This window comes from Microbispora sp. NPDC046933 (assembly GCF_040644635.1).
Classification (GTDB): domain Bacteria; phylum Actinomycetota; class Actinomycetes; order Streptosporangiales; family Streptosporangiaceae; genus Microbispora.
This window is the reverse complement of the sequence record NZ_JBEYWW010000042.1, coordinates 13536-39227: the sequence shown is the minus strand read 5'-3', so window position 1 is coordinate 39227 and position 25692 is coordinate 13536. Positions and strand designations below refer to the sequence as shown.

The window sequence follows — 25692 nt, the reverse complement described above, 5'->3', positions numbered from 1 at the left end:
GGGATCAGCGGATGCCGACGTAGAAGCGCGTCTGGTCGCTGCGGTGGAGGGCGTAGTAGGCCTCGAACCTGGTGTTGTCCTCAAGCCACGCGACCGACTCGATGCCGAGCAGCGGCGTCGAGGTCGACACCTCCAGCAGGGCCGCGTCCTCCCGGTTGGGGAAGACCGCCTCTATCCAGCGGTCGGCCGCCGCGGGCTCGATGCCGTAGCGGCGGCGCAGCACGTCGTACAGCGACTGGTTCTCCAGGATGGCGCGTTCGAGCCCGGGGACGAGCCGGGCGGGCAGGGCGGTGTCGACCAGCAGCCACGGCTGGCCGTCGACCCGGCGGAGCCTGCGTAGCCGGACGACCTGCTCCCCCAGCGGTATCCGCAGGAGCGCGGCCTCCCGCTCGTCGGCCTCGCCGAGCGCCTGGCGGACGGTCTGCGTGGTCACCCGGCGCCCCGACTCCCGCAGGTCGTCGGCGGACCCGGACATCGACCCGACGAACCTCAGCTCGGTCTTGCGGGGCGCGACGAAGGCTCCCTTGCCCTTCACCTTGTAGATCAGCCGTTGCTGGACCAGCTCGCGCAGCGCCTCCCTGACGACCGTGCGGGAGACCCCGAACAGGTCGCTCAGCTCGGCCTCCGACGGCAGCGGCTGGTCCGGCCCGCGCACGCCGCTCTCGATCTCCGCGCGCAACGCCCGCATGAGCTGCATCCACAGCGGTTCCGCCCCGTCGCGGTTGAGGGGGGGATAGGTCATCGTCACGGGAACCTCCTCGGCGGCACCGCAGCAGAATGCCCCACTGCGACCTGTAACTACAAGTGGGCCCGACTGTCACCAAGATTATCCGCTGCCGACGGTCCGAAGTGACCAAAAACAGGCTCTTGACATGCCCGTAACGCCCGCTTAGTTTGCTTGTCACTACAGGCCTGTAATGACAGGCCGTTCGGGCGATGCCTTCACGCCGACTCTCCCCCCTCGCGAACCCGCTCTCTGGAGACACCATGCACATGCGTCCCACACGCCGGCCCTGGCGCGCCGCCTCCGCCGCGGCGATCTCCGCTCTCGCCGTACTGGCCGCGGGCTGCGGCTCCGGCGACTCCGGTGCCACCGCGGACGCCGCCGGCGGGTCCGCGGGCGGCGGCGGTGACAAGCCCTTCATCGCGCTGAGCAACGGCTTCATCGGCAACGGCTGGCGCCAGACGATGATCGCCAAGTTCGAGGCCGCCGCCGAGCAGGCCAAGACCGACGGACTGATCGGCAAGTACAAGGTCGTGAACGCGCCGGGCGAGAACTCGGCGACCGAGCAGGTCGCGCAGATCAAGAGCCTGCTGCTGCAGAAGCCCGACGCGCTGCTCATCGACCCCGCGTCGCCGACCGCGCTGCAGCCGGTGATCCAGCAGGCCTGTACGGCCGGCGTCAAGGTCGTGGTCTTCGACTCCGCCATCGACGCGCCCTGCGCGCACGTGCTGCAGAACAGCTTCGTCGACTGGGCGACGTACGCCGCCAAGCCGCTGCTGGAGGGCATCGGCGGCAAGGGCTCGGTCATCGTGAGCCGCGGCGTGGTCGGCTCCCAGCCCGAGGCCGAGATGCTCGACACCACCAAGAAGATCCTCGCGGACTACCCCGGAGTGAAGACCGTGGCGACGGTCACCGGCATGTGCGACGGCGCCACCGCGCAGAAGGCCGTGCTCGGCGTGCTGTCCAGCGTGCCGAAGGTGGACGGCGTCATCGGCTGCGGCGACGGCTACGGCGTGGCCCAGGCGTTCGCGACGGCGGGCAAGCCCGTGCCGGCGGTCGACTTCGAGACCAACGGCCGCGCGCTGAGCTACTGGCGGGACAACAAGATCGACAACGGCTCCGTCGCGGTCATGTCCGACCCCGGCCAGTCGGTCGCCGCCCTCTGGGAGGCCCTGGACCTGCTCGACGGCAAGGACGTGCCCAAGCAGATGACCTTCCCGATCGTCCTGATCGAGCAGAAGGACCGCGACGCCTGGGCCTCGGTGCTCAAGCCCGACGAGTACGCCGCCTGGCCGTGGACGCGTGAGCTGTTCCGCCAGCAGGTCGAGGCCGTCAAGACCGGCGGCAAGCCGGTCCAGCCGCCGATCCCGTCCGCCGCGGGCTGACGCGGCTTCACATCGACCACGGCACGGAGGAGACGGAGGAGACCGGGCATGCACGTCGACAATCTCCCGGCCGGCGGCACGGCGCCGCCGGAGACGGACACCGGACCGGCCGCCCGGCCGCCCGTCGTCACCGCCAGGGGCGTGACCAAGGCGTACGGGCGCACCCGGGCGCTGACGGGCGTGGACCTGGAGGTCCGCGCGGGCGAGGTGCTCGGGCTGGTCGGTCACAACGGCGCGGGCAAGAGCACGCTCATGCGCGTGCTCGCCGGGCTGGAGGCCTGCGACACGGGCACGGTCCTCGTCCACGGGAGGAAGGCGTCCGCCGGGGACTTCCGGTCGGTGCGGATGGCCTACCAGGAGACGTCACTGTGCCCCGACCTCACCGTGGCGGAGAACATGTGGGTGTCCTCGCGGCACTGCCTGCCCCGCCTGGGGTGGCGGCGGGCGGCGAGCGACGCGGTGCGCCGCCGCCTCGACGAGATGTTCCCCGGCCACGGCGTCTCCCCGCGCGACCGGGTGGAGGACCTGTCGCTGGCCCGGCGCCAGATGGTGGAGATCGCCCGGGCCTGCCTGGTGGACCGGCTCGACCTGCTGATCCTCGACGAGCCCACCGAGTCGCTCGGCCCGGACGCCGCCCGGTCGCTGTACGCCTACGTGCGCAGGCTGACCGAGACCGGCACGGCCGTGCTGCTCATCTCGCACCGCATCCGCGAGGTCCTCTCGGTGGCCGACCGGGTGGCCGTGCTGCGCGACGGCGCGGTCACCGCCGAACGGCCCGCCGCCGGGCTCGGCGAGCCGGACGTCCTGGAGCTGATGGGAGCCCACGTCGCCGCTCCGGCGGCGGCCGGGACGCGGACGGCCGCCGGCGGGGCCGCCACGAGGGAGACGGTGGCCGAGCTGCGCGGCGCCACCGGCCCCGGCCTGCGCGAGGTCACCCTGCGGGTCGGCAAGGGCGAGGTCGTGGGCCTCGCCGGGCTGGCCGGCCAGGGCCAGCAGGAGGTGCTCGAACGCCTGTGGCGGCCCGTCCGGCGCGACACCACGGTGAAGGTGACGCGGGCGTACGTGCCGGGCGACCGGCAGCGGTCGGGCGTCCTGCCCCTGTGGAGCGTGGGCGACAACCTGATCGTGACCGCGCTGCGCGGCATCGCCCGGCGCGGGCTGCGCCGCCCGGCCGAGGAGCGCGCGGTCGTCGGCGACTGGGTGAAGCGCCTGGCCATCAGGGGCGGCGCGGAGGCCGGGATCACCGAGCTGAGCGGCGGCAACCAGCAGAAGGTCATCGTCGCCCGCGCGTTCGCCTCCCCCGCCGGGCTCGTGCTGCTCGACGACCCGTTCCGCGGCGTGGACGTGCACACCAAGACCGATCTGTACCGCCTCATCAGGGAGGAGGCGGCTAAGGGCCGGAGCATCGTCTGGTACTCCAGCGAGAACGCCGAGATGGCCCACTGCGACCGAGTCTACGTCTTCCGGGCCGGCCGGATCGTGGCCGAACTGACGGGCGAGGAGATCTCCGAGGAACGCATCATCGCCGTCTCCTTCAACGAGGACGGAGGAAACGACTGATGGCCCAGCTTCTCGCTCCTGCGCTGCCCGACCGCGCGCGGATGCGCCGCTCCGCCCCGGCCGCGGTCAGCGCCGTCGCCCTGATCGCGATGATCTGCGTCTGCTCGTCGCTCCAGCCGGGCGTGCTGACCGTGGAGGGCCTCACGCTGGTCCTGTCCGCGACCGTGCCGCTGGTGATCGCCGCGCAGGCGCAGATGACGCTCATGGCGGTCGGCGACATCGACCTCGGGATCGGCAACTTCGTCGGCCTGGTCACGGTGGTCTCCGCCACCCTGCTGGTGTCGTCCCCCCTCGTCGGCGTGCTCGTCCTGCTCGGGCTGGTCGCGGCGTACGCCGTGCTCGGCCTGCTCATCCACCTGCGCGAGGTGCCGGCGCTGATCGCGACCCTCGGCGCCTCGTTCGTCTGGCTCGGGCTGGGCCTGTTCCTGCTGCCGACGCCGGGCGGCACGACCCCCGGGTGGCTGGCGTCGTTCGGCGCGTGGCAGCCCGCGGGCTTCCCGGCGCCGCTGCTGCCGATCCTGGTCGTCGCGCTGGTGGTCTACCTGCTCACCGCGCGCAGCGCCGCCGGCGTGCGGATGCGCGGGCTGGGCAGCAACCCGGTCGCGCTGCGGCGGGCCGGCCTGCGCCCGCTCACCTCCCGCGTCATCGCCTACGCGACGGCCGGCGCGCTCGGCGTGCTGTCCGGCCTCGTCCTGGCCTCCCAGACCGGCGGCGGAGACGTGTCGTCGGCCTCCAGCTACACGCTCATGACCGTGGCCGCGGTGATCCTCGGCGGGGGCTCCTTCTCCGGCGGCAACGCGGTGCCGTGGGGCGCCGCGATCGGCGGGGTGACGCTGGGGCTGGTCAGCGTGGTCCTCAGCCTGCTCGACGTGCGGTCCGACATGCAGTCGGCCGTGCAAGGCGTGATCGTCCTGGCCGTGCTCGCCGGCCGCGTCGTCGTGGGGAAGGTGCTGCGATGAACATCCGCGTGACTCGCCCGTGGAGCGGCCCCTGGATTTGGGGCTTCGCCGCCGCCGCGCTCGTGTGGCTGGTGATCCTGGCCATCTCGGGCCAGGGCGGCGGGCAGACCGTCTCCCTCGCACTGTCGCTCGCGCCGTACCTCGTCATCGTCGGGCTCGGGCAGATGCTGGTCATCACCGCGGGCCCCGGCAACATCGACGTGTCGGTGGGGTCGGTCATCTCGCTCGCCGGGTTCGTCTCGGTGGCGGCGGCCTCTGCGACCGGCTCGGCGGCCGTGGGGATCCTCGCGGGGATCGGCGTCGGCGTCCTCGTCGCGACGGTCAGCGCCGTGGCCATCCTCGGCCTGTCCGTCCCCCCGATCATCGCCACGCTGGCCGCGGGGCTCGTCGCCTCGTCGATCACGCTGTCGATGGCCAACGGCTTCACCGCCGTGCCCGACCCCGGCCTGCGCTCGGCGCTCAACCTGCGCCCGGCCGGCGTTCCGCTCCTCGCGCTGGCGATCGCGGTGCTGACCGTGCTCGTCGTCGCGCTGCTGCGCCGTACGGTCTACGGCCGGTCGCTGATCGCGGTGGGCCAGAGCCGCCGGGCCGCCGAACGGGCCGGCATCCCGGTCGCCCGGATCATCGGGTCGACCTACCTGCTGAGCGGGGCGCTGGCCGGGCTGACCGGCGCGCTGCTCGCCGCCTACATCGCGCCCTCGGCCGATCTCGGCACCCGCTACCTGCTCGACTCGGTGGCCGTCGTGGTCATCGGCGGCACGCTCATCTCCGGCGGCCGGGCGGTCCCGGTGGGCGTGTGGGGCGCGGCCCTCTTCTTCATCCTGCTCGACGGACTGGTCAACCTCGTCGGCTGGAGCACCGCGGCGCAGAACCTGCTCAAGGGCGGCCTGGTGCTCTTCGTCCTCTTCCTCGCCGGCGGAGGCGACCGTACGGCATCACTGTTCAGACGGCGATCGCGCACCGCGACCGCCACCACCACTAGCACAGGAGACGACACTGATGGCTGACACCGACGGCCTGCTCGACGCCCGCGACTTCGGGACGTCCGCCGGGCCCGCGGCGAGCGGCTTCCACGTCAAGGGCGCGCACGGGCAGGACTGGGGCCTGCGCAACCGCCTGTCGCGCATCTTCCGGCCGGACACCGGGCGCACGGTCATGCTGGCGTTCGACCACGGCTACTTCGTCGGCCCGATGGCCGGCCTGGAGCGCCTCGACACCCGGATCGCCCCGCTCGTCCCGGACGCCGACGCGATCATGATGACCCGCGGCGCGCTGCGCACCAGCATCCCCGCGACCACCGGCGCCGGCATCGTGCTGCGTGCCAGCGGCGGCCCGAGCATCCTGCGCGAGCTGTCCGACGAGCACATCGCGCTCGACATGGAGGACGCGCTGCGCCTCAACGCCGCGGCCGTGGCCATCCAGGTGTTCGTCGGCGGCGAGCACGAGTCGCGGTCGGTCGCCAACCTGGCCGCGCTCGTGGACGCCGGCCAGCGGCACGGCGTGGCCGTGCTCGGCGTGACCGCGGTCGGCAAGGACATGGTCCGCGACGCCCGCTACTTCCGGCTGGCCACCCGGATCAGCGCCGAGATGGGCGCCCACATCGTCAAGACGTACTACGTCGAGGAGGGCTTCGAGACCGTCACCGCGAGCTGCCCGGTGCCGATCATCGTCGCGGGCGGCAAGAAGCTGCCCGAGATCGACGCCCTGACGATGGCCTACCGGTCGATCCAGGAGGGCGCCGCCGGCGTCGACATGGGCCGCAACATCTTCCAGAGCGACAGCCCCGCCGGCATGCTCGCCGCGGTCCGCGCGGTCGTGCACGACGGGCTCAAGCCCGAGGAGGCGTACGAGATCTACAAGGAGAAGGCGGGCGGCTCCGCAGCCTAGTCCGATTCTTCTCCGGCGCGGGTCCGCCGCCCGCGGACCCGCGCCCGTCACCCTCCGGGAGCCTCCCATGTCGCATCACGTCCCCACCGGTGAGAACGACGTCGTCGATCTCGCCGTCATCGGAGCCGGTATCAACGGGCTCGCCATCGCCCGGGACGCCGCCGCCCGCGGCCTGCGCGTCGTCGTCGTCGACCGCGCCGACGTGGGCTCGGGCACGTCGAGCACCTCCAGCCGGCTGATCCACGGCGGCCTCAAGTACCTCGAGCGCTACGACTTCACGCTCGTGCACGAATCCATCCGGGAGCGGCACCTGCTGTTCCGCACCGCTCCCCACCTCATCCGCGACTACCCGATGCTGATCCCCTTCTACAAGGGGTACACCCGGCCGGGAGCGCTGATCCGGCTCGGCCTGCTGGCGTTCGACACGATGGCCCTGGGCCGGGGACGCGGGCTCAGCCGGGGCGTGCCGGTGCGCACGGTGGCCCGCCGGTGGCCCACGCTGTCGCGCGAGGGGCTGCGCGGGGCGGCGCTGTTCCACGACGCGCAGGTGCCGTGGGCGGAGCGGCTCTGCGTCGAGCTGCTCCTCGACGCCCGCCGCCTGGGCGCGCGCGTCCTCACCTACACCTCCGTCACCGGCCTGATCGTCGAGGGCGACCGCGTCGCCGGCCTGCGCACCGAGGACGTACGGACCGGGGAGCGCGGGGAGATCCGGGCCGCCGTCACCGTCAACGCCGCGGGGCCGTGGATCGACCGGATCCTCGACGGCCAGATCGAGAGCCGGCGGCTCAACGGCGGCACCAAGGGCAGCCACGTCGTCCTCGACCCGTTCCCCGGAGCCCCCGACACCTGCATCTTCTTCGAGGCGGCGGCCGATGGGCGGCCCATCTTCGTCTTCCCCTGGCAGGGCCGCTACGTGCTCGGCAGCACCGACCTCACCTACGAGGGCGACCTGGACGAGGTCGTCGCCAGTGACGCCGAGATCGATTACCTGCTCGCCGAGACCAACCGGATCTTCCCTGCGGCGAGGTTGACGCCCGACGACGTGCTCTGGAGCGTCGCCGGGATCCGTCCCCTGCCGTACACGGCCGGGGTGTCGGACAACGCCAAGATCAGCCGTGGGCACACCGTGCTCAACCACGCGCCCGCCTACCGGGGCCTGCTGACGGTCATCGGCGGCAAGCTCACGACCCACCGGGCGCTCGCGGAAGACGTGACCGACGAGGCGCTGCGCGTGCTCGGCAGGCGGCCCCGCCCGTGCGTCACCCGGACCCGGCCGTTCCCCGGCGCGGAGACCTCGGACTGGCCGGAGTTCGTGCGCGACTTCCTGCGTCAGTCACCGCTGGACAACGCGTCCTCCCGGCGCCTGCTGCAGCTGTACGGCGTGCGCGCCCGCCGGGTGCTCGACCTCGCCGCCGAGGACCCCTCGCTCGCCGAGGTCGTCGACAAGGAGACCGGCGCCCTGGCCGCCGAGGTCGTCATGGCCGTACGCGAGGAGGGCGCGGTCACGCTGGCCGATGTCATGCTGCGGCGTATCCTTGTCGGGCTCAACGGCGACATGGGCCTTTCCAGCGCCGCGACCTGCGCGGACGTCGCCGTACGGCACCTCGGCTGGGACGAGGGGCGGGCCCGCGCCGAGGTGGCCGCCTACGAGAACGAGCTGCGGCGCCACCGTCCCCGGGCGCTGGCCGCGGCGGCGCGCACGGGCGGGGGCGCGGGCAGCGACGGGAGGACAGCATGACGAGCCTGGCCACGTGTTATATCGGGGTCGACGTCGGCCTGACCGCGTCGAAGGCCGCGGCGTTCGACGCCGAGGGGCGCGAGGTGGGCGTGGTGCACGCCCGCACCCCGCGGACCAGCGTGACCGCCCACCGGCACGACGTGGACATGACCGGGCTGGCCGACACCGTCGTGTCGCTGCTCGGCGACCTCGCGGGCAAGCTCGCGGCCGACGGGTACGCGCCGGCCGGCATCGGCGTGGCCGCCCACGGCAACGGGCTCTACCCCGTCGACGCGTCGCTGCGGCCGGTCGGCCCGGCCATCGCGTCGTCGGACAGCCGGGCCCAGCACATCGTGGACGCGATCGATCCGGAGGCGGCCCGCCGCCTGGCCGCCGAGACCGGCTCGATCCCGTGGGCGGCCCAGCCGTCGGTGCTCCTGCGCTGGATGCACGACGCGGAGCCCGAGGCGTACGCCCGGACCCGGTGGGCGCTGTCGTGCAAGGACTGGGTGACCTCGCAGCTCACCGGCGTGCCCAGCGCCGACTACAGCGACGCCAGCGCGTTCGGCATGGTGGCGCTGGACACCCGCGAATACACCCCGACGGCGCTCGAACTGGTGGGGCTGCCGGCCGGCGACCTCGGCCGCTTCCCGCCGCTGCGGGAGTCGGGGCAGGTCGTGGCCGGGCTCAGCGCGCGGATCGCGGAGCTGACCGGGCTGCCGGAGGGGCTGCCCGTGATCGCGGGCTGCATGGACTGCGTGGCCGCCACCCTGGGCGCGGGCGGCCGGGCGCCGGGCGACGTCACGATCATCGTGGGCACCTGGGCCATCAACGGGGTCGTCGTCCCCGCCGCCACCCCCGCGCCCGAGGTCACGCTCAGCGCGCTCATGCCGGACTCGGGGACGATGCTCGCCATGGAGGTCGCCCCCACGTCGGCCGCCAACCTCGACTGGCTGAGCACGGCGTCGGTGCCGCACCGGGGGGCCGCCGGCGTCCCGGCGGCGGACCTGCTGGCAGAGGCGGCGACGGTGGCGCCGGGCGCGGACGGGCTGCTGTTCCTGCCGTTCGTCAACGGCGCGCCCGAGCATCCGGCGGCCTCGGGGACCTTCCTCGGCATCTCCGCCGTGCACCGTCGCGGTCATCTCACCCGTGCGGTCATCGAGGGGGTCGCCCAGTATCACCGGGTGCAGCTCGACCGGGTCCTGGCCAGCGGGGCCGACGTGGGCGACCGCCCGTGGCGGCTCGCCGGAGGCGGCGCGCGGTCGGAGGTCTGGGCCCAGATCTTCGCCGACGTGCTCGGCCGTCCCGTCCGCCGTCAGCTCACCAGCGAACTCGGCGCACGCGGGGTCGCCTCGCTGCTGCCCGCCGCGCTCGGCCACAGCGACGTGCCCTGGTCGGTCAGCGACACCGACGACCTGTGCGTCCGCCCCGGTCCCGCCCGGGAGGCGTACGTCCGGCAGGCGGAGGTGTTCGACCGGTGCCTGGCCGGGATGTCGGCCGTGTGGTCGGAGGTCGAGCGGTACCGCACGGCGGGGTTCGAACCGGCTCCCGCGACCGCCGGCGCCTGACGAGTCCCCGGTGGCGCCCCGCGCCACCGGTCACGGTCGCGCCGGTCGCGGTCGCGCCGGACCCAGTGCGGTGGGCCCGGCGCGTCGGATCCAGTGCGGTGGGCCCGGCGCTGCGGGCCGGAGCGGTCGCGGGTGCGGGCGGCCGTGTCATCGGCCGCCCGTCTCGCCGCCGCCCGCGACCTGGCCGCGACCTGGCCGGTCAGAGCTTCGGCTTGGCCGCCGTGTACAGCCACGCGTCGAACAGGTCGTCCAGGTCCTGGCCGGACAGCCGTTCCGCCAGGGCGATCAGGTCCTTCGTGGTGACGGAGGAGTGCCGGTGCTCCTTCGTCCACGTGCGCAGCAGCGTGAAGAACGTCTCGTCGCCGATCTTCTTGCGCAGCGCGTGCACGGTCATGGCGCCGCGGACGTAGATCGCGTTCCAGTCGAACATGCCGGTGCGGCCCGGGTCGCCGGTCTTGAGCTTCCAGAAGGCACTGCCGGCCTTGTGCTTGTAGTGCTTGGCGAAGGTCGTGTCCGCAGAGGGTCCGCCGTGCTGCTCCTGGTACAGCCACTCGGCGTACGACGCGAAGCCCTCGTTCAGCCAGATGTCCTTCCAGCTGCGCAGGCCGACGCTGTCGCCGAACCACTGGTGGGCCAGTTCGTGCACGATGGTCAGCTCGTCCGACATGCCCGTGTCGTACACCGGCCTGCCCTGCGTCTCCAGGGCGTAGTAGATGCCGAGCCGGTCGGCGACGCCGCCGGTCGAGGAGAACGGGTAGTCGCCGAAGATCTCCGACTCCCATCTGATCGCCTTGGCGGTGGTGCCGTGCAGGCGCTTGAACTCCTTGGCCAGGGAGGGATCGTACGCCGTGATGTTGGGCATGCCGTCGACGGTGCCCCGGCTGACCGTGAACTTCCCGATCGCGACCATGGCGAGGTACGACGCCATGGGATGCCGCATCTCCCACTTCGAGGTCCTGTAGCCGTCGCGGGGGCCGGCGACGCCGGAGTTCCCCGGCTCGCCGTTGGCCAGGACGGTCAGCCCTTCGGGCGCGGTGACCTCCAAAGTGTAGGTGGCCTTGTCTCGCGGGTTGTCGTTGGCCGGGAACCAGCTGCGGGCGCCGTCCGGCTCGGCCAGCACGACGGCGCCGTCCTCGGTGTCGATCCAGCCGGTGACGCCGAGCGCCTTGTCCTTGATCGCCTTCGGCCGGCCGGCGTAGGACACCTCGACGGTGAACGTCTTCCCCGACGGCAGCCCGTGCCGGGGCGTGACGACGAGCTCCTGCCCCTTCCGGGTGTACGAGGCCCGCTCGCCGTTCACCTCCACCTTGCCGATCGTCGGCCCGGAGAAGTCGAGGTCGAACCGGGACAGGTTCTTCGTCGCCGTCGCCGTGATCGTCGTCGTGGCGCTGAGGTGGCGGGTCTTCGGCGTGAACCGCAGCCGGATCGTGTAGTGGCCGACGTCGTATCCGCCGTTGCCCGCGTGGGGGAAGTAGGGGTCGCCGAGACCGGCCGAGCCGGCCGTGTAGGCACCGGAGCCGGTGCTCGCCTGGGCCGTCGGCGCGGCCGGCGGGGCGATGGTGAACGTGAGACCGGCGGCGACGAGCCCCGCCAGGGGGGATGATCTGCGAAGCATGATCCCTAGCGTGGCGCATTGCTCCACGAAAATTAGGATTTATGCGCTTTTAGCGGGTGCAGATCGCATCAGGGGCAGCGCTCCAGCACGCTCGCCATCTCGGCCAGGAAGCCGTCCACCTCACGGATCGCGTAGCCCGGCCGAAACACGACGGTGGCGAACGTGGCCTTCCTGACCTGCTCCGCCGTCAACGGATGGGCCGCCGTCCCGCGCAGCGTCGCCACCACCCGGTCGAGGAACGCGTCGACCTCCTCCTCGCGGTAGCCCATCCCGAGCCGCCCCGGACGGAAGGCCACCCGCTCCGCCCGGGCCGCCTGCGTCTCCAGCCAGGACGGTGTGCCGGGATCCGGTGTGCCCGGCTCCGGTGGGGGCGGCTCCGACGGAGGCACGGCCTGTGCGGACCGGTCCTCGGCAGCGGCGGCATGGGCAGGCGCGGCGGCCTCGCGTTTCGAAACGTCCTGGACGGCGGCGTCGCGTTCGGAAACGTCCTGGACGGCGGCGCGTTCCCAAACGTCCTGGACGGCGGCGTCGGGCGGCTCGGCGGAAGTCCCGGGCCGCTCGCGTCCGGAGGCCGCCCTCGGAGCGTCCCGCACCGGCGCGGACGGGACGGTCACGGCGTCCCGGCCCGCTCTGGCCTCGACCGCCACGATGAACGCGTCGAGCGCGAAGTCCACCGCCGTCTCGTTGTAACCCCCGAGCTTGACGGCGAACTTCGCGTTCCTGATCTCGTCGGCGGTCACCGGCGGCTCGTCGAGCGGGCCGAGCCCGAGCGACCGCTCGATCCTGCGCACGAAGTCGTCGACCTGTTCGGGGTCATAGCCCAGGCGCACGGCCATGACTCGGGGAAAGCGGTTCACCACACCTCCCGGCCCGTTGCTGACGCCCGTCTATTTTGGCGGGAGTCCGAACAGAAAGGCGAGACCCAAAGATCGCCCGATGCTCGTACGCCGGGAGGAACATCCCGATAAGCTCAGAAAACTATGCGGATCGCCAGCCTCTCCTTCCGGTACGGACGGCGGGCCCCATGGGTTCTGTCCGACGCCGGCCTGGTCCTCGATCCGGGGGACGTGGTCGAGGTCACCGGGCCCAACGGCACCGGCAAGTCGACCCTCCTGCGATTGGTCGCCGGGCTGCTCAGGCCCGTACGCGGAAGCGTCGAGGACCGCCCCAGGGTCGTCGGGTACGCCCCCGAGCGGTTCCCCGCGGACCAGCCGTTCACCGTGGCGTCCTACCTGCGGCACATGGCGGCGGTGCGGAGGGTGAGCACGGAGTCGATCGGCCGGTGGAGCGAGCGGCTCGGCATGGACCACCTGCTCGGGCAGCGCCTGCCCGATCTGTCCAAGGGCAGCGCGCACAAGGTGGGCCTCGCGCAGGCGCTGCTCGCCGAGCCGGGGCTGCTCGTGCTCGACGAGCCCTTCGCCGGTCTCGACGCCGCCACCCGCGCGGAACTCCCCAGGATCATCGGGGAGATCCGCGCGCGCGGCGGGATCGTGGTGGTGAGCGACCACCAGGGCGATCTGCGCGCCTTCCCCGGCCTGCGCCGTTGCGAGGTCCGCGACCGGGCCGTACGGGAACTCGATCCGGTGGAGCAGCCCGGCGAGACGGCCCTGACCGTGCTGGAGGTGGCGGTGACCGCGTCGAGGGCGTCGGACCTGGCCGACCGCCTGCGCGCCGAGGGCTGCACGGTGCATATCACGGGGCATATCAAGGCCCGCGCCGCCGGGGAGGCCACCGGATGACACCCGTGATCGCGCTGGCGAGGTTCCGCCTGGCCGGATACGTCGCCTCACACCGGGCGCTGCAACCGCTGATCGCGCTGCTGGCGCTGCTGGCGGTCCTCTACGCCGGCTCCGTCCCCGCCGGTCAGGAGATCGGGGCCACCGCGGACTCGGCGGCCATGCTCGTGCCGGTGCTCGCCTGGGCCGCGCGCGGCCTGCTCGACACCGAACCCGACGAGCAGCGCAGCGTCGCGCTGTCCGCGCTGGGGCCGAGGGAACTGGTGAGCGGCCTCCTGGCGGCCTTCGCGTCGCTGCTCGTGCTGGCCGCGCTCGCCGAGGCCGCGCTGCTCTTCCGCCTCGCCGCCTCCCCCACGCTCACCGTGCTCCTGACCGGGGTGTGGCTGCATCTGCTGTCCGCGGCGGCGGGGCTCGTGCTGGGGGCGCTGACGAGCCGCCCGATCCTGCCCTCCCCGGCGGTCTCCACGATCGCCCTGGTCCTCGGCTACCTGTCGATGCTGATGATCAGTATGGCCGGGGCCCGCTGGCTCACCGTGCCGGTCATGGCCTGGATGCGGGACGCCCACCACGGTGTGCTGCTGTCCGGGCTGCCCCTGATCACGGTGCAGTCGCTGCTGTGGCCCGCGATCGGCCTGGCGGCCTACGCGTGGCTGCGCCGCACACGGCCCTAGGTCACTGCTGGGGCCGCCCGGGTCATTGGGGCATGGGTTATCGGCGCCCAGGTTATTGAGGCCCGGGTTATTGGGGCGCGGCGGCGAGCTGCCCGCACGCCCCGTCGATCTCCCGCCCCCGGGTGTCCCGTACGGTGACGGCGACCCCGTGGGACTCCAGGCGTCGTACGAACGCCCGCTCGTCCTCGGGACGGGAAGCGGTCCACTTGGAGCCGGGCGTGGGGTTGAGCGGGATCAGGTTGACGTGCACGAGCTTGCCCTTGAGCAGGCGGCCGAGCAGGTCGGCCCGCCACTCCTGGTCGTTGATGTCCTTGATCAGGGCGTACTCGATGGACACGCGCCGCTTCGTCTTCGCCGCGTAGTTCCAGGCCGCGTCGAGCACCTCGGCGACCTTCCACCGCGTGTTGATCGGCACGAGGGTGTCCCTGAGCTCGTCGTCCGGCGCGTGCAGGGAGACGGCGAGCGTCACCGGCAGGCCCTCGTCGGCGAGCTTGCCGATCGCCGGCACCAGGCCGACCGTCGAGACCGTGACCCCGCGGGCGGAGATGCCGAGGCCCTCAGGCGCGGGGTCGACCAGGCGGCGTACGGCGCCGATGACGGCCTTGTAGTTGGCCATCGGCTCGCCCATGCCCATGAAGACCACGTTGGTCACCCGGCCGGGACCGCCGGGGACCTCGCCGCGCGCCAGCGCCCGCGCACCCGCGACGACCTGCTCGACGATCTCGGCCGTGGACATGTTGCGGGTGAGCCCGGCCTGGCCCGTCGCGCAGAAGGGGCAGTTCATGCCGCATCCGGCCTGGGAGGAGACGCACATGGTGACGCGGTCGGGGTAACGCATCAGCACCGACTCGACCAGCGAGCCGTCGAACAGCTTCCACAGCGTCTTGCGCGTCATGCCGCCGTCACAGGTGATCTCGCGTACGGAGGTCAGCAGCGGGGGCATGAGCTGCTCGACCAGCCGCTCGCGCAGCGCGCCGGGCAGGTCGGTCATCTGCTCGGGGGAACCGGTCAGCCGGGTGAAGTAGTGGCGGGACAGCTGGTCGGCGCGGAACGGCTTCTCCCCCAGCTCCGCCACCGCCGCCCTGCGTTCGGCCATGGTCAGGTCGGCGAGGTGGCGCTGCGGCTTGGCCCGGCGGGGCGCCACGAAGGTCAGCTGCCCGGTCTTCGGCTGCTCGCTCACGCAAAACCCTTTCCATCTTCCGCGGCCGTGGTCTTAACGACTGGCGCACGCGGCTTTACATTCTGTCTGGCGGTCGATTCCCGGAGGCGTACGAGAGGTGAGGTGTGGACACCACTGTCGTGCTCACCAGCACCAACCCCTACGGGAGCCGCACACTGACGATCGAAGCCGACCGGACCTCCTCCGTAGCTTACCTTCGTGACGCGAAGGGGATCGTCCACGGAGCGGTCTGGCTGGCCAACCACGTCCCCGCGCCCGCCGAGGCCGATCTCGGCCGGGCCGGCGCCGGGCTGCCGCCGGTGATGCCCGAGGCGCACACCGCGCATCCGTCCGGCCGGCCGCCGCTGGACGCGGAGTCGCTGTCGGTGCTGTGGTTCGAGGAGGGCGACGGCGTCGCCCTGTACGAGAACGACACGCTCCTGGCGGTCATTCCGGCGTGGGCCGACATGGAGCGCGGCATGCCCGGATACGCGCGGGACGCCGTCGGGGAGTCGCCGTTCGCCTGGCCGCTCGGCGAGGCGCTGGAGGGTCTGTCGCCCCGGGTGGCCAAGGCCCGCGCGTACTGGCAGTGGCGGCAGGCGGAGGGCAGCTGGGCCACCTACCAGCAGTTCGTGCTGGGCCATCTCGACGGCAGGCTCGGGCCGCCCGGCCGTTACTGGGACGTCGGCGGCGACCGGTTCCCCCTGGTCGGCGTCAGCGAGCGCCCGCCCACGTTCACGCGGGACTACACCGTGCTGTCCACGGTCGGCATGAGCTGCCAGCGGATGCCCGCCGCGGAGATGTACGACACGGCGTGCCGGGTGGAACTCGCGCTGGCGACCAGGCAGGATCCGAGGGTCGCCGCGCGGCTGTTCGCCTGGCTCGGGCAGTATCCGTGGCGGTCGGTGACATGGCTGGGGCACGGGCACACGGCCCGCTGGTTCCAGAACCCGCTCACGTTCCCGTTGGACGGCGGGCACCAGGGCGTGCTCATGCTGATGGACCCGCCCGGGCTACCGGACATGTCGGGATTCGTGTTCGGCGGCGACGCCGTACGGTGGCTGTGGTTGCTCCCGCTCACCGAGTCAGAACTCCGCCTCGTGGCCGACCACGGCCATCGGGCGATCAGCGAGCGGCTCGCGATGGCCAGCCGGATCTGACGTCTACGGGGTTCACCGGGCCGTCAGGCGACCGGGACCAGGAGCGTGAGCAGCAGCCACACGGGGACGAGCGTGAACAGCAGCGAGTCGAGGCGGTCCATCGCCCCGCCGTGTCCCGGCAGCAGCGTGCCCATGTCCTTGATGCCGATGTCACGCTTGATCACCGACTCGACCAGGTCGCCGAGCGTCGCGCACACGACTCCCGCCAGGCCGACGACGGCGCCCACCCAGTACTCGCTCTGCAGCAGGAAGTGGACCAGTAACGCGCCGCCCACGACGCAGGCGAGGGTGGACCCGGCGAAGCCCTCCCAGGTCTTCTTCGGGCTGATGAGCGGCGACATCCGGTGCTTGCCGAAGAAGATCCCGGCGAAGTATCCCCCGATGTCGCTGCACACGGTGACCGCGATGAAGACGATCACGCGGTCCGGCCCGTCCTTGTCGGGAGCCAGCAGCAGCGGCACGAACCCCGCGAGCAGCGCCGGATAGACGGCGACGAACACCGCGGCGGTCGCGTCCCTGACGAAGCCTTCGGCGCCCTGGAACATGCGCCAGGCCAGCAACACCATCACGGTCACGGCGAACGCGCCGACCAGGAACGTCGTGCCGCCCCAGTAGGGTCCGAGCACCATGGCCGCCATGCCGGCCAGCAGGGGCGGCAGCGGCACCCGGATGCCGAACCCGCCGAACGCCTTGACGATCTCGTGGATCCCGACGCCGATGGCCACGAGGACGACGACGAGGAAGGCGACCTTGACAAAGTAGAGCGAGCCGATGACCACCGCGCCCAGCGCGACGCCGACCCCCACCGCGGCCGGAAGGTTGCGGCCCGTACGGCCCGAGGACTTCTTGGCGGCATCGCCGGACGTGCCGCCCGGGGCTCCGGTGTCCGCCGGGTCCGCGAGGCCGTTCGGCATGGCAACCCGGCCGGCGTCGGCGCCGGAATCGGTGCCGGTGACGCCGTTCGGCGCGGCGCCACAGCCCGCGCCGGCATCGGTGAGGCCGTTCGGCGCGGACGCCTGACCGGCACCGGGACCGGCGCCGGTGCGACCACCCGTCTCGGGGCCGTGTCCGGCACCGGAGGGGCCCGCCGGGCCCCCCGCCGGGTTCCGGTCGCCGGCGGCAGCAGTTCCGTCCACAGCGTCCCACTCTCTACATACGCGTGATCCTTGTGCCGCCCCGCCCTCGCGGTGCGGCACAAGGATCACGGTCGTGCCGTACGGCCCGCGTGCCGGGCCGCGACGTCAGACCTCGAGCAGCTCGGCTTCCTTGTGCTTCAGCAGCTCGTCGATCTTCGCGACGTGCTTCTGGGTGAGGTCGTCGAGCTCCTTGACCGCGCGATGGACCTCGTCCTCGCCGGCCTCGCCGTCCTTGACGAGCTTGTCGAGGATCTCCTTGGCGTGCCGGCGGATGTTCCGTACGGACACCCGGCCGTGCTCCGCCTTGTTGCGGGCGACCTTGATGTACTCCTTGCGGCGCTCCTCCGACAGCTCGGGGAACACCACGCGGATCACGGTGCCGTCGTTGCTCGGGTTGACGCCGAGGTCGCTGTCGCGGATGGCCCTCTCGACCGCGTTCAACGAGCCCTTGTCGTACGGCTGCACGAGCACCATGCGCGCCTCGGGGACGTGGAACGACGCGAGCTGCTGGATCGGCGTCGGCGACCCGTAGTAGTCAACCGTGATTTTGTTGAACATCGAGGGCGTCACACGGCCGGTGCGGATGCTCGCGAAGTCGTCCTTGGCGACCGTCACCGCCTTGTCCATCTTCTCCTCGGCCTCGAGGAGGGTTTCGTCGATCACTGCGGCTCCCTACTTCCCTGCCGGACTCACCAGCGTGCCGATCTTCTCACCACGGACCGCCCGGAGGATGTTGCCCTCGCCCATGAGATCGAAGACCACGATGGGCAGGCCGTTGTCCATGCACAGGCTGATCGCGGTAGCGTCCATGACCCCGAGGCCCCGCGTCAGCACCTCACCGTAATCAAGCTGGTCGAACCGGACCGCGTCGGGGTTCTTGCGCGGGTCCGAGTCGTACACGCCGTCGACCTGGGTGCCCTTGAGCAGCGCCTCGGCGCCGATCTCCAGTGCGCGCTGCGCCGCGCAGGTGTCGGTCGAGAAGAACGGCGAGCCGAGCCCCGCGCCGAAGATGACCACGCGCCCCTTCTCCAGGTGGCGGATCGCGCGGCGCGGCAGGAACGGCTCGGCCACCTGCTGCATCGTGATCGCGGTCTGCACGCGGGTGTCGATGCCGCGCTTCTCCAGGAAGTCCTGCAGGGCGAGGCAGTTGATGACGGTTCCGAGCATGCCCATGTAGTCGGCCCGGGCGCGGTCCATGCCGCCCTGCGACAGGGCGGCGCCGCGGAACATGTTGCCGCCGCCGACGACGACCGCCACCTGCACGCCCTCGCGGACCGCTTCGGCGACCGAGTCCGCCAGCTGGGCGACGACGCGCGGGTCGATCCCGAGCGACTCACCGCCCGCGAACGCCTCACCCGACAGCTTCAGCATCACCCGCTTCCAGCGCAGCGGCCCGTCGTACGACGAAGCCGCCGGCGTGGCGGGTCTGGTGTTCTCCTGCACGGCGGCGGCCTCCTCGGGTGTAGCGCGGGTCGAAAAGCTCCTGGCAGTAAGCCTAAGCCTGGCCGACCTTGTAGCGGGTGAAGGCCAGGACCTTGACGCCGGCCTCGTCCGCGACCTTCGCGATCGTCTTCTTGTTGTCCTTCACGAACGCCTGCTCCAGCAGCGTGAAGTCCTTGTACCAGCCGTTGACCCGGCCGTCGACGATCTTCGGGATGGCGGCCTCGGGCTTGCCCTCCTCGCGGGTCATCTGCTCGAACAGCGACCGCTCCTTCTCGATGACCTCGGCGGGCACCTCGGCGGGGCTGAGGTACTTCGGCGCCATCGCGGCGGTGTGCTGGGCGATGTCCTTGGCGACCTCGGCGTTCGGCGTGTCCAGCTGCACGAGCACGCCCACGGCCGGCGGGAGCTGCGGGTCGGTCTTGTGCATGTAGGAGGTGATGAAGCCACCCTCCAGCAGCGCGAACCGGCGGATCTCGATCTTCTCGCCGAGCGCCGCGTTGGCCTCGTCGAGCAGCTCCTTGACGGTCTTGCCGCTCAGCTCCGACTCGAGCAGCGTCGGCACGTCGGCGGGCTTGGTCGCGACGATGTGCGCGACGATGTCGGCGGCGAGCTCCTGGAAACGCTCGTTCTTGGCGACGAAGTCGGTCTCGCAGTTGAGCTCAAGCAGCGCCGCGAGGGAGTCGCCCTCGTGCTTGACGGCGACCAGGCCGTTCGACGCGGTGCGGGCCTCGCGCTTGCCGACGTCCTTGGCGCCCTTCAGACGCAGGATGTCGACGGCCTTGTCGAAGTCGCCTTCGGACTCCTCGAGCGCCTTCTTGCAGTCCATCATGCCGGCGGCGGTCAGCTCGCGAAGCCGCTTGACGTCGGCCATGTTTACGGAAGCCATTGTCCAATTTCCTCTTCGGGACCCGGATGCGAATCGTCTGGGGGGTGGGCACCCGTGCCGGGCGCCCACCCGGTGAAGCCCTCGGCGCGGCGGGCGTCGCCCTACCGCACCGGAACCAGGTCGTTCCCTGGGAGATCCCCGCCGTCGCGGCCGGCCGGAGGCGTCGCGCCCGGCGGGGACCCGTGGTCGTTCGTCAGGCCTGCTCGCCCTGCGCGGGCTGCTCGGCGGCCGGAGCCTCGGCGGCCTCGGCGGCCTCGGCAGCCGGAGCCTCCGCGGCCGGAGCCTCCGCGGCCGGGGCGGCCTCGCCGCCCTCGAGGAGCTCGCGCTCCCACTCGGCCAGCGGCTCGGCGGCGGCGACACCCGCGGGCTTCTCGTCACCGCGGCCGGCGCCCGCACGGGTCATGAGGCCGTCGGCGACGGCGTCGGCGATCACGCGAGTGAGGAGGCTGACGGCGCGGATGGCGTCGTCGTTGCCCGGGATCGGGTAGTCGACCTCGTCCGGGTCGCAGTTGGTGTCCAGGATCGCGACGACCGGGATGCCGAGCTTCTTGGCCTCGTTGATCGCGATGTGCTCCTTCTTGGTGTCCACGACCCAGACCGCGCTCGGGACGCGGGCCATGTCACGGATACCGCCGAGGGTGCGCTCCAGCTTCTCCTTCTCGCGGCGGCGCATCAGGAGCTCCTTCTTGGTGAGCCCGGAGCCGGCCACGTTGTCGAAGTCGAGCTCCTCGAGCTCCTTCAGACGCTGGAGCCTCTTGTGCACGGTGGAGAAGTTGGTGAGCATGCCGCCCAGCCAGCGCTGGTTCACGTACGGCATGCCGACGCGCGACGCCTGCTCGACGATCGACTCCTGCGCCTGCTTCTTGGTGCCGATGAACATGATGGTGCCGCCGTGCGCGACGGTCTCCTTCACGAAGTCGTAGGCACGGTCGATGAACGACAGCGACTTCTGCAGGTCGATGATGTAGATGCCGTTGCGCTCGGTGAAGATGAAGCGCTTCATCTTCGGGTTCCACCGGCGGGTCTGGTGGCCGAAGTGGACGCCGCTCTCCAGCAGCTGCCGCATGGTGACGACAGGGGCCATGGTGATGGTCCTCCATGGTCGTGTGCCCTCGGGCACGGTCTCGGTTGGTCACGCGGACGTCTTGCCCGCGCCCTGACGCCCCGGGCCGCTTTCACCGGACGCGGTCCGGACCGAGAAGGCGGCTCGTGGATGGGCGTGCGAATTCGGCCCGCCTAGCAGGCCGTCGAACAGTCTACCCGGATCCACCCCTTCAGTTGACCCTTGCCGGATCAGCACGCCGCCACACCACACGCCCTGGCGCGTGGCCGGCGGACACGCGCCCGCCGGCGAAGCCGATCATTCGCCCGCGGATTGTCGCCGCCGTCCTCTAGCCTCCCGACCAATCGATCAAGCCGGTCTTAACTGGAGAAGGCGGGACATGACCTACCTTGAGCTGTCCGAGGACGGCGGCGGAGCGCACAAGTTCTACGAGACCATCGTCTCCGGAACGCGGGTGACCATCACGTATGGGCGCATCGGCGAGGCGGGGCAGACCAAGGTCACCGACTTCCCCACCGAGGACAAGGCGCGGGCCGCGGCGGCCAAGAAGATCAACGAGAAGCTGCGCAAGGGCTACGCCCCGGCGGTCCGGGGCGTGCGCCAGCGCAGGCCGGTCACCCGCAGGACCATCGTGAGCACCCACTCCACCGCCCGGCAGGCGCCGGTCCTGTGGCGCTTCGACAGCGGCGCCTCCGCCTTCGGCGTGTTTGTGGACGAGGAGCGCTGCTGGGTCGGCAACCAGCGCGGCGACGTGTACACGATCACCCACTCCGGCACCGTGACCGGCCGTTTCCGCCTGCCGGACGGAGTCAAGTGCATCGTGGCCGACGACTTCTGGATCTACGCGGGCTGCGACGACGGCAAGGTGTACGACCTGAGCGGCAAGGTGCCCAGGGTGGCCTACGAGATCGCCTCCGACGTCGACATCTACTGGCTGGACATCCACGACGGCGTCCTCGGCGTCTCCGACCGGGCCGGGCGGATCACCACGATCGACTACGAGGACGAGTTCCAGTGGGCGCGTACGGGCCAGGGAGACTACGCCTGGATGGTGCGGTGCGACGAGGACGCGGTCTACCACGGCCACTCCGGTGGCGTGGCCCGCTACGACGCCTCCGACGGCGCCCTCGTCTGGCACACCTCCTCGGCCGACCAGGTCCTGTTCGGCTGGCAGGAGGAGGACGCCGTCTACGCCGCGACCGCTCGCCGCACCGTCCACCGTCTGGCCAAGAGCGACGGCCGGGTCGAGGCCGTCTACCGGTGCGACGGTCCCGTCTACTCCTGCGCCACCTCGCCGGAGGGCCGTTACGTCTTCGCGGGCGACAGCCACTCGTCGGTGTACTGCTTCGCCGCGTCCGGAGAGCGGCTGTGGAAGCTCGGCACCGGCTGCGGATCGGCCTTCTCCATGCAGTTCCTCGACGACCGCCTCTACATCGTCACCACCGACGGGTCTTTGGCCTGCATCGACGCGAGCGAGGCCGCGATCGCCGCCGCGTGTGAGGGTTCGGTGCCCGAGCCCGTCGACGTGAAGGCCGCCGCCTCGCTTCCGGTGGTGGAGCCGTCGGTCGTGCTGGAGACCGTCAGCCACGCCGGCGACGGAGTGGTCGTGGAGTGCGTGCGCGAAGGTGAGCGGTTGCGCGTCCGCGTGACCAGCCCGGGCTACGAGGCGTGGAACGTGCAGTTCCCCAAGGACATCCGCGAGCCCGGCGCCCGCTACCTGGTCGAGGGCGTTCGCCCCGCCGGCCGGGGCGGCTTCTACCGGACCTGTGGCGAGATCAGGCGGCTGCTGTAGGCGCGGCACGGCCGCGATCGTCCCGTCAGCGGCGTTCCACGCGCCTGCCGGACCTCTCGAACGCCTGTCCGGACCCGGCCCGACAGAGCGGCCGCCCCCGCGAGCCGTCGGGGTGCTCCGGAGGGCCGCCGTCGCTCTTCCGGCAACGAGCCTCACCCACGCGACCGTCGCCCCTACCCAGCGGGCCCGCATCCCAGATGGCCACCGCTGTTCCCCCTGCCTCATGCCGTCGACCGTCAGGAGGAGGGAGGCCACGTGGCGGGGTGCTCTCCCTGGCGGGGCGGCGGGCTCGTCCAGCGTGGCCGTTCCTCGTCGACGGCGCCGGGCGGGGTCACATAGGTGAGCGTGCCGAAGGGGCTGTCCATCGTCGCCAGAAGATCCTCCACCTGGGGCTGCCGCACCCCCGCCGCGTCAATCCTGCCGAGGTCGTCGAGCCACGCCGCGGTCCTCGCCAACGACACCTCCACGTGCCAGGAGCCGCCCTCGGCCGTCCGCCTCAGCAGCGCGGCGACCGCACCGAACGCGGCCAGGTAACCGGTGCCGTGGTCGAGAGCCTGCGCGGGCAGCGGGCTCGGCCGCAGGCCGTCGCCGTTCTCGTGGGCGATCCCGCATGCCATCTGGACCAGGCTGTCGAATCCCCTCCGTGAGGCCCACGGCCCGCGCGAGCCGTACGCGGAGATGTCGACGCAGACGATGCCGGGCCGCAGCGCGGCGAGGTCGTCCGGCCCGAAGCCCCTGGCCCGCAGGGCCCCGGGCCGGTACGCCTGGATGATCACATCGGCCTGGCGGACCAGCTCCCGCAGCGTGTCCGCCTCGGAACGCAGGTCGATGTGGCACGACCGCTTGCCGAACGCCGTCTCCACCACCAGCCCCGGCACCTCGGGCAGGTGGGCGGCGCCGACACGCAGCACGTCCGCGCCGTACGCCGCGAGCGCCCGCGCGGCCACCGGCCCGGCGATCACGCGGGTCAGGTCGAGAACCCGCACGCCGCCGAGCGGCCGCTCCGGCCCGGCCGTGAGTCCCCTTCCAAGACCGCCCGGCATATGGCCGACCCTGGTGCGCCAGGTCCCACCGCTGCCGGTCCCACCACTGCCGGTTCGACCGCTGCCGGCCCCACCACTGCCGGTTCCGCCCCCACCCCTCTGGCCGCCCGGATCGGGCAACCGGGAGACGCCGACGAGAGGAAGGCCGGCCACCGCCCGTGCCTGCGGGTGCGCGAGCCACTCGGCCCTGCTCCGCATCGCCGCCGCACAGCCGCCCTCGCGAATCACCGCCTCCTCGATCTCCACCGCCGTACGGCCGGCGCACGCCCTGCCGACGTCCTCCTTGCCGGATCCGGGGGGCAGCCCGAGCGCGCGTACGGCGGCGTCACGGTGGTGGTCGAAGTTGCAGTGGAGCCTGACCCAGCCGTCCAAGGTGCGGTAGTCCCCCGACAGCGCGGCCCAGACGTCCATGGGATTCCCGTCGGCGCGGAAATGCCGCTCGCTCTGGAAGGCCACGGCGGCGTGACGGACATCGATCGTCACGTCCGGGTCGCCGTGCGCGCCGCGAGACGCTTCCCGGGCGCCGGGCTCTGCCCGGCCGCTCCCCCCGCTTCGGGCGGCGTGCGCCGCGACGGCGGCGGTCAGGGCGCCGGCGGAGGCCGCGGCCATCGTCCCGAGGGGGAAGACGGACGGCAGGACGGGGTCCTCGCCGGTGACCCGGACCTCTGGCAGGGTGACCCCGACGTCCGCGCCCAGTTCCCTGATCAGTTTCGCGGTCAATGCCCGACTCCTCACCGCCGATGCCCTGCGCCGCCCGATAACCGGCGGCGTGCTCCGTCACGACAGAGCCCGCCACCCGCCTCCCGGTAGCCGGGGCAAGTATCCATGCCGGTCGCAGTCTGCCCGCGGCCGCCCTCCCCGCTTGCGCTCCTGGCCTTGGCTGTGGACGACGAGAGCGCTCTCACCATGTCCACCTGCGGTTTCCTCCGGCCATCCACAGCCGTCGATTCGCGCGGCGGGCTTTTCCACAGAAAGCGGTTCGGTGGCGCGGGCCGGGGGCCGCTTCGGCGAGTGTCTGCGCCGGAGGTGGTCCCATGGCGGCGAAGGATCGGCTGGGCAGGCAGGGCGAACAACTCGCCGTGACCTTTCTGACGGCGAAGGGCATGCGCGTGCTCGACCGCAATTGGCGCTGCGCGGAGGGCGAGATCGACATCGTGGCGCGTGACGGCAACGCGCTGGTGATCGTGGAGGTGAAGACCCGTTCAGGGCGCAGCCACGGCACCGCCTTCGAGGCGGTGACCGGCGAGAAGCTGCTGCGCCTGCGGACGCTGGCCGTCAGGTGGCTGGCCACGCACACCGAGCGCTTCGACACGATCAGGGTCGACGTGATCGCGATCGAGCGGTTCGCCGGCGACTTCTCGCTCAGGCACGAACGCGGGGTGGTCTGAGATGCCCGTCGCCCGGACCCACTGCGTCGGCCTCGTGGGCGTCACAGGACGCCTGGTGGAGGTCGAGGCCGATGTGGGCCCCGGCATCGCCGGAACGCACTTCATCGGGCTTCTCGACACCGCTATCAGCGAAGCCCGGGGCCGCGTGAGGTCCGCGCTGATCAACAGCAGGTTCGCCTGGCCTGACGCGCGGGTCACCGTGAGCCTGTTCCCGGCCACGTTGCCCAAGCGAGGATCGATCTTCGACCTGGCCATCGCGATCGCGGTGCTCGGCGCGGCCGGCGCCGTGCCCGCGCAGCGGATCGCGGCGCCGATGTTCCTCGGTGAGCTCGGCCTCGACGGGCGGGTCCGGCCGATCAGAGGTGTGCTGCCGGCCGCGCTCGCCGCCGCGGAGGCGGGGGTGCGCACGGTCGTGGTGCCCGCGCTCAACGCCGCCGAGGCCGCTCTCGTGCCCGATCTCACCGTGGTTCCCGTCGCCACGCTCGGCGAACTGGTGGGGTGGCTGCGCTCGGGAGACCTGCACCGGCTCCCGGTGGTGGCGGACGCCGCCTCGCTTTCGCAGGACGCCGAGCGCATCGGGGACGCCGGGAGCTTCGACGATCCGGAGCACGTCGGGAACGTCAGGGACGTCGAGCACGTCGGGGACGTGGGGGACGTGGGGGACGTGGGGGACGTGGGGGACGTGGGGGGACGTGGGGGACGTACGGTCCGGCAGGTCTCCTGCCACCGCCGACGCACCCGGCGGCTGCCGCGGTGACACGGTCGGGCGCGAGTCGGGCCGCCGTCCGGCCGGCGTCCCG

General features: G+C 72.1%; 23 protein-coding genes. 13 read left to right on the top strand and 10 right to left on the bottom strand.

From position 1 onward, the window contains the following. Positions 1 to 4: 4 nt before the first annotated feature. Complete coding sequence (locus ABZ857_RS37825) at positions 5 to 742, bottom strand: GntR family transcriptional regulator (RefSeq protein ID WP_079319797.1); 738 nt, start codon at positions 740 to 742, stop codon at positions 5 to 7. A 251-nt stretch (positions 743 to 993) separates the two neighbouring features. Between ABZ857_RS37825 and ABZ857_RS37820 the strand changes: the two genes are divergently transcribed. The 7 genes from ABZ857_RS37820 to ABZ857_RS37790 all read left to right on the top strand — a co-directional run bounded on the left by ABZ857_RS37820 (position 994) and on the right by ABZ857_RS37790 (position 9800). After that, a complete protein-coding gene (locus ABZ857_RS37820; RefSeq protein WP_357053541.1) occupies positions 994 to 2109 on the top strand; it encodes an ABC transporter substrate-binding protein in 1116 nt (371 codons plus the stop codon). Positions 2110 to 2157: 48 nt separating this feature from the next. Further along, positions 2158 to 3669, top strand: coding sequence for a sugar ABC transporter ATP-binding protein (locus ABZ857_RS37815; protein ID WP_357053538.1), 1512 nt, complete (start codon positions 2158 to 2160; stop codon positions 3667 to 3669). Then, a complete protein-coding gene (locus ABZ857_RS37810) occupies positions 3669 to 4628 on the top strand; it encodes an ABC transporter permease (RefSeq protein WP_357053535.1) in 960 nt (319 codons plus the stop codon). The genes ABZ857_RS37815 and ABZ857_RS37810 overlap by 1 nt, the downstream gene beginning before the upstream one ends. Further along, positions 4625 to 5635, top strand: a complete 1011-nt coding sequence (locus tag ABZ857_RS37805; RefSeq protein ID WP_357053532.1) for an ABC transporter permease — start codon at positions 4625 to 4627, stop codon at positions 5633 to 5635. Before ABZ857_RS37810 ends, ABZ857_RS37805 begins: the two co-directional genes overlap by 4 nt. Beyond that, positions 5628 to 6515 carry a 3-hydroxy-5-phosphonooxypentane-2,4-dione thiolase gene (gene lsrF, locus ABZ857_RS37800; RefSeq protein ID WP_182901282.1) on the top strand — a complete coding sequence of 296 codons (888 nt, stop codon included), beginning with the start codon at positions 5628 to 5630 and terminating at the stop codon, positions 6513 to 6515. The genes ABZ857_RS37805 and lsrF overlap by 8 nt, the downstream gene beginning before the upstream one ends. 67 nt (positions 6516 to 6582) lie before the next feature. Beyond that, on the top strand, positions 6583 to 8253 hold the full coding sequence (locus tag ABZ857_RS37795; protein WP_357053529.1) for a glycerol-3-phosphate dehydrogenase/oxidase: 1671 nt from the start codon (positions 6583 to 6585) through the stop codon (positions 8251 to 8253). Further along, positions 8250 to 9800: an FGGY-family carbohydrate kinase gene (locus tag ABZ857_RS37790; RefSeq protein WP_357053527.1), complete on the top strand. Its 1551-nt coding sequence runs from the start codon at positions 8250 to 8252 to the stop codon at positions 9798 to 9800. Before ABZ857_RS37795 ends, ABZ857_RS37790 begins: the two co-directional genes overlap by 4 nt. A 199-nt stretch (positions 9801 to 9999) precedes the next feature. On the opposite strand, the gene ABZ857_RS37785 is transcribed toward ABZ857_RS37790, so the two are convergent. Together ABZ857_RS37785 and ABZ857_RS37780 are read right to left on the bottom strand one after the other, a co-directional pair. After that, a complete protein-coding gene (locus tag ABZ857_RS37785; protein ID WP_357053524.1) occupies positions 10000 to 11415 on the bottom strand; it encodes a M1 family metallopeptidase in 1416 nt (471 codons plus the stop codon). A 68-nt stretch (positions 11416 to 11483) separates the two neighbouring features. Continuing rightward, entirely contained in the window at positions 11484 to 12272 is a 789-nt protein-coding gene (locus ABZ857_RS37780) for a DivIVA domain-containing protein (RefSeq protein ID WP_357053521.1), read from the bottom strand. A gap of 123 nt (positions 12273 to 12395) precedes the next feature. Here ABZ857_RS37780 and ABZ857_RS37775 point away from each other — a divergent pair, with 123 nt between their 5' ends. Continuing rightward, positions 12396 to 13154: an ATP-binding cassette domain-containing protein gene (locus ABZ857_RS37775; RefSeq protein ID WP_357053518.1), complete on the top strand. Its 759-nt coding sequence runs from the start codon at positions 12396 to 12398 to the stop codon at positions 13152 to 13154. Next, on the top strand, positions 13151 to 13822 hold the full coding sequence (locus tag ABZ857_RS37770) for a hypothetical protein (RefSeq protein ID WP_357053515.1): 672 nt from the start codon (positions 13151 to 13153) through the stop codon (positions 13820 to 13822). The genes ABZ857_RS37775 and ABZ857_RS37770 overlap by 4 nt, the downstream gene beginning before the upstream one ends. 67 nt (positions 13823 to 13889) lie before the next feature. Here ABZ857_RS37770 and rlmN read toward each other — a convergent pair whose 3' ends face one another. Further along, positions 13890 to 15002, bottom strand: coding sequence for a 23S rRNA (adenine(2503)-C(2))-methyltransferase RlmN (gene rlmN, locus ABZ857_RS37765; RefSeq protein ID WP_357053512.1), 1113 nt, complete (start codon positions 15000 to 15002; stop codon positions 13890 to 13892). 104 nt (positions 15003 to 15106) lie between these two features. On the opposite strand from rlmN, the gene ABZ857_RS37760 reads away from it, so the two are divergent. Continuing rightward, a complete protein-coding gene (locus tag ABZ857_RS37760; protein WP_357053509.1) occupies positions 15107 to 16141 on the top strand; it encodes a suppressor of fused domain protein in 1035 nt (344 codons plus the stop codon). Positions 16142 to 16164: 23 nt separating this feature from the next. On the opposite strand, the gene ABZ857_RS37755 is transcribed toward ABZ857_RS37760, so the two are convergent. The 5 genes from ABZ857_RS37755 to rpsB form a co-directional block, all read right to left on the bottom strand. Beyond that, the gene (locus ABZ857_RS37755; RefSeq protein WP_357053506.1) at positions 16165 to 17277 is read right to left on the bottom strand and encodes a phosphatidate cytidylyltransferase; all 1113 of its coding nucleotides are present in this window, start codon (positions 17275 to 17277) and stop codon (positions 16165 to 16167) included. A gap of 105 nt (positions 17278 to 17382) precedes the next feature. Continuing rightward, a complete protein-coding gene (gene frr, locus ABZ857_RS37750) occupies positions 17383 to 17940 on the bottom strand; it encodes a ribosome recycling factor (RefSeq protein ID WP_169981923.1) in 558 nt (185 codons plus the stop codon). 9 nt (positions 17941 to 17949) lie between these two features. Continuing rightward, complete coding sequence (gene pyrH, locus ABZ857_RS37745) at positions 17950 to 18720, bottom strand: UMP kinase (RefSeq protein WP_030511713.1); 771 nt, start codon at positions 18718 to 18720, stop codon at positions 17950 to 17952. Between the two features lie 52 nt (positions 18721 to 18772). Further along, positions 18773 to 19606, bottom strand: coding sequence for a translation elongation factor Ts (tsf, locus tag ABZ857_RS37740; RefSeq protein WP_079320644.1), 834 nt, complete (start codon positions 19604 to 19606; stop codon positions 18773 to 18775). Positions 19607 to 19799: 193 nt separating this feature from the next. Then, positions 19800 to 20690 (bottom strand): 30S ribosomal protein S2, encoded by an 891-nt coding sequence (rpsB, locus tag ABZ857_RS37735; RefSeq protein WP_357053503.1) that lies wholly within the window; start codon positions 20688 to 20690, stop codon positions 19800 to 19802. A gap of 358 nt (positions 20691 to 21048) precedes the next feature. On the opposite strand from rpsB, the gene ABZ857_RS37730 reads away from it, so the two are divergent. Further along, positions 21049 to 22461, top strand: coding sequence for a WGR domain-containing protein (locus ABZ857_RS37730; RefSeq protein WP_357053500.1), 1413 nt, complete (start codon positions 21049 to 21051; stop codon positions 22459 to 22461). Between the two features lie 236 nt (positions 22462 to 22697). Here ABZ857_RS37730 and ABZ857_RS37725 read toward each other — a convergent pair whose 3' ends face one another. Then, positions 22698 to 24224 carry a CoA transferase gene (locus tag ABZ857_RS37725; protein ID WP_357053497.1) on the bottom strand — a complete coding sequence of 509 codons (1527 nt, stop codon included), beginning with the start codon at positions 24222 to 24224 and terminating at the stop codon, positions 22698 to 22700. Between the two features lie 314 nt (positions 24225 to 24538). Between ABZ857_RS37725 and ABZ857_RS37720 the strand changes: the two genes are divergently transcribed. Then, entirely contained in the window at positions 24539 to 24892 is a 354-nt protein-coding gene (locus ABZ857_RS37720) for a YraN family protein (RefSeq protein ID WP_357053494.1), read from the top strand. Between the two features lies 1 nt (position 24893). Continuing rightward, complete coding sequence (locus ABZ857_RS37715) at positions 24894 to 25649, top strand: magnesium chelatase domain-containing protein (protein WP_357053491.1); 756 nt, start codon at positions 24894 to 24896, stop codon at positions 25647 to 25649. Positions 25650 to 25692: the final 43 nt, after the last annotated feature.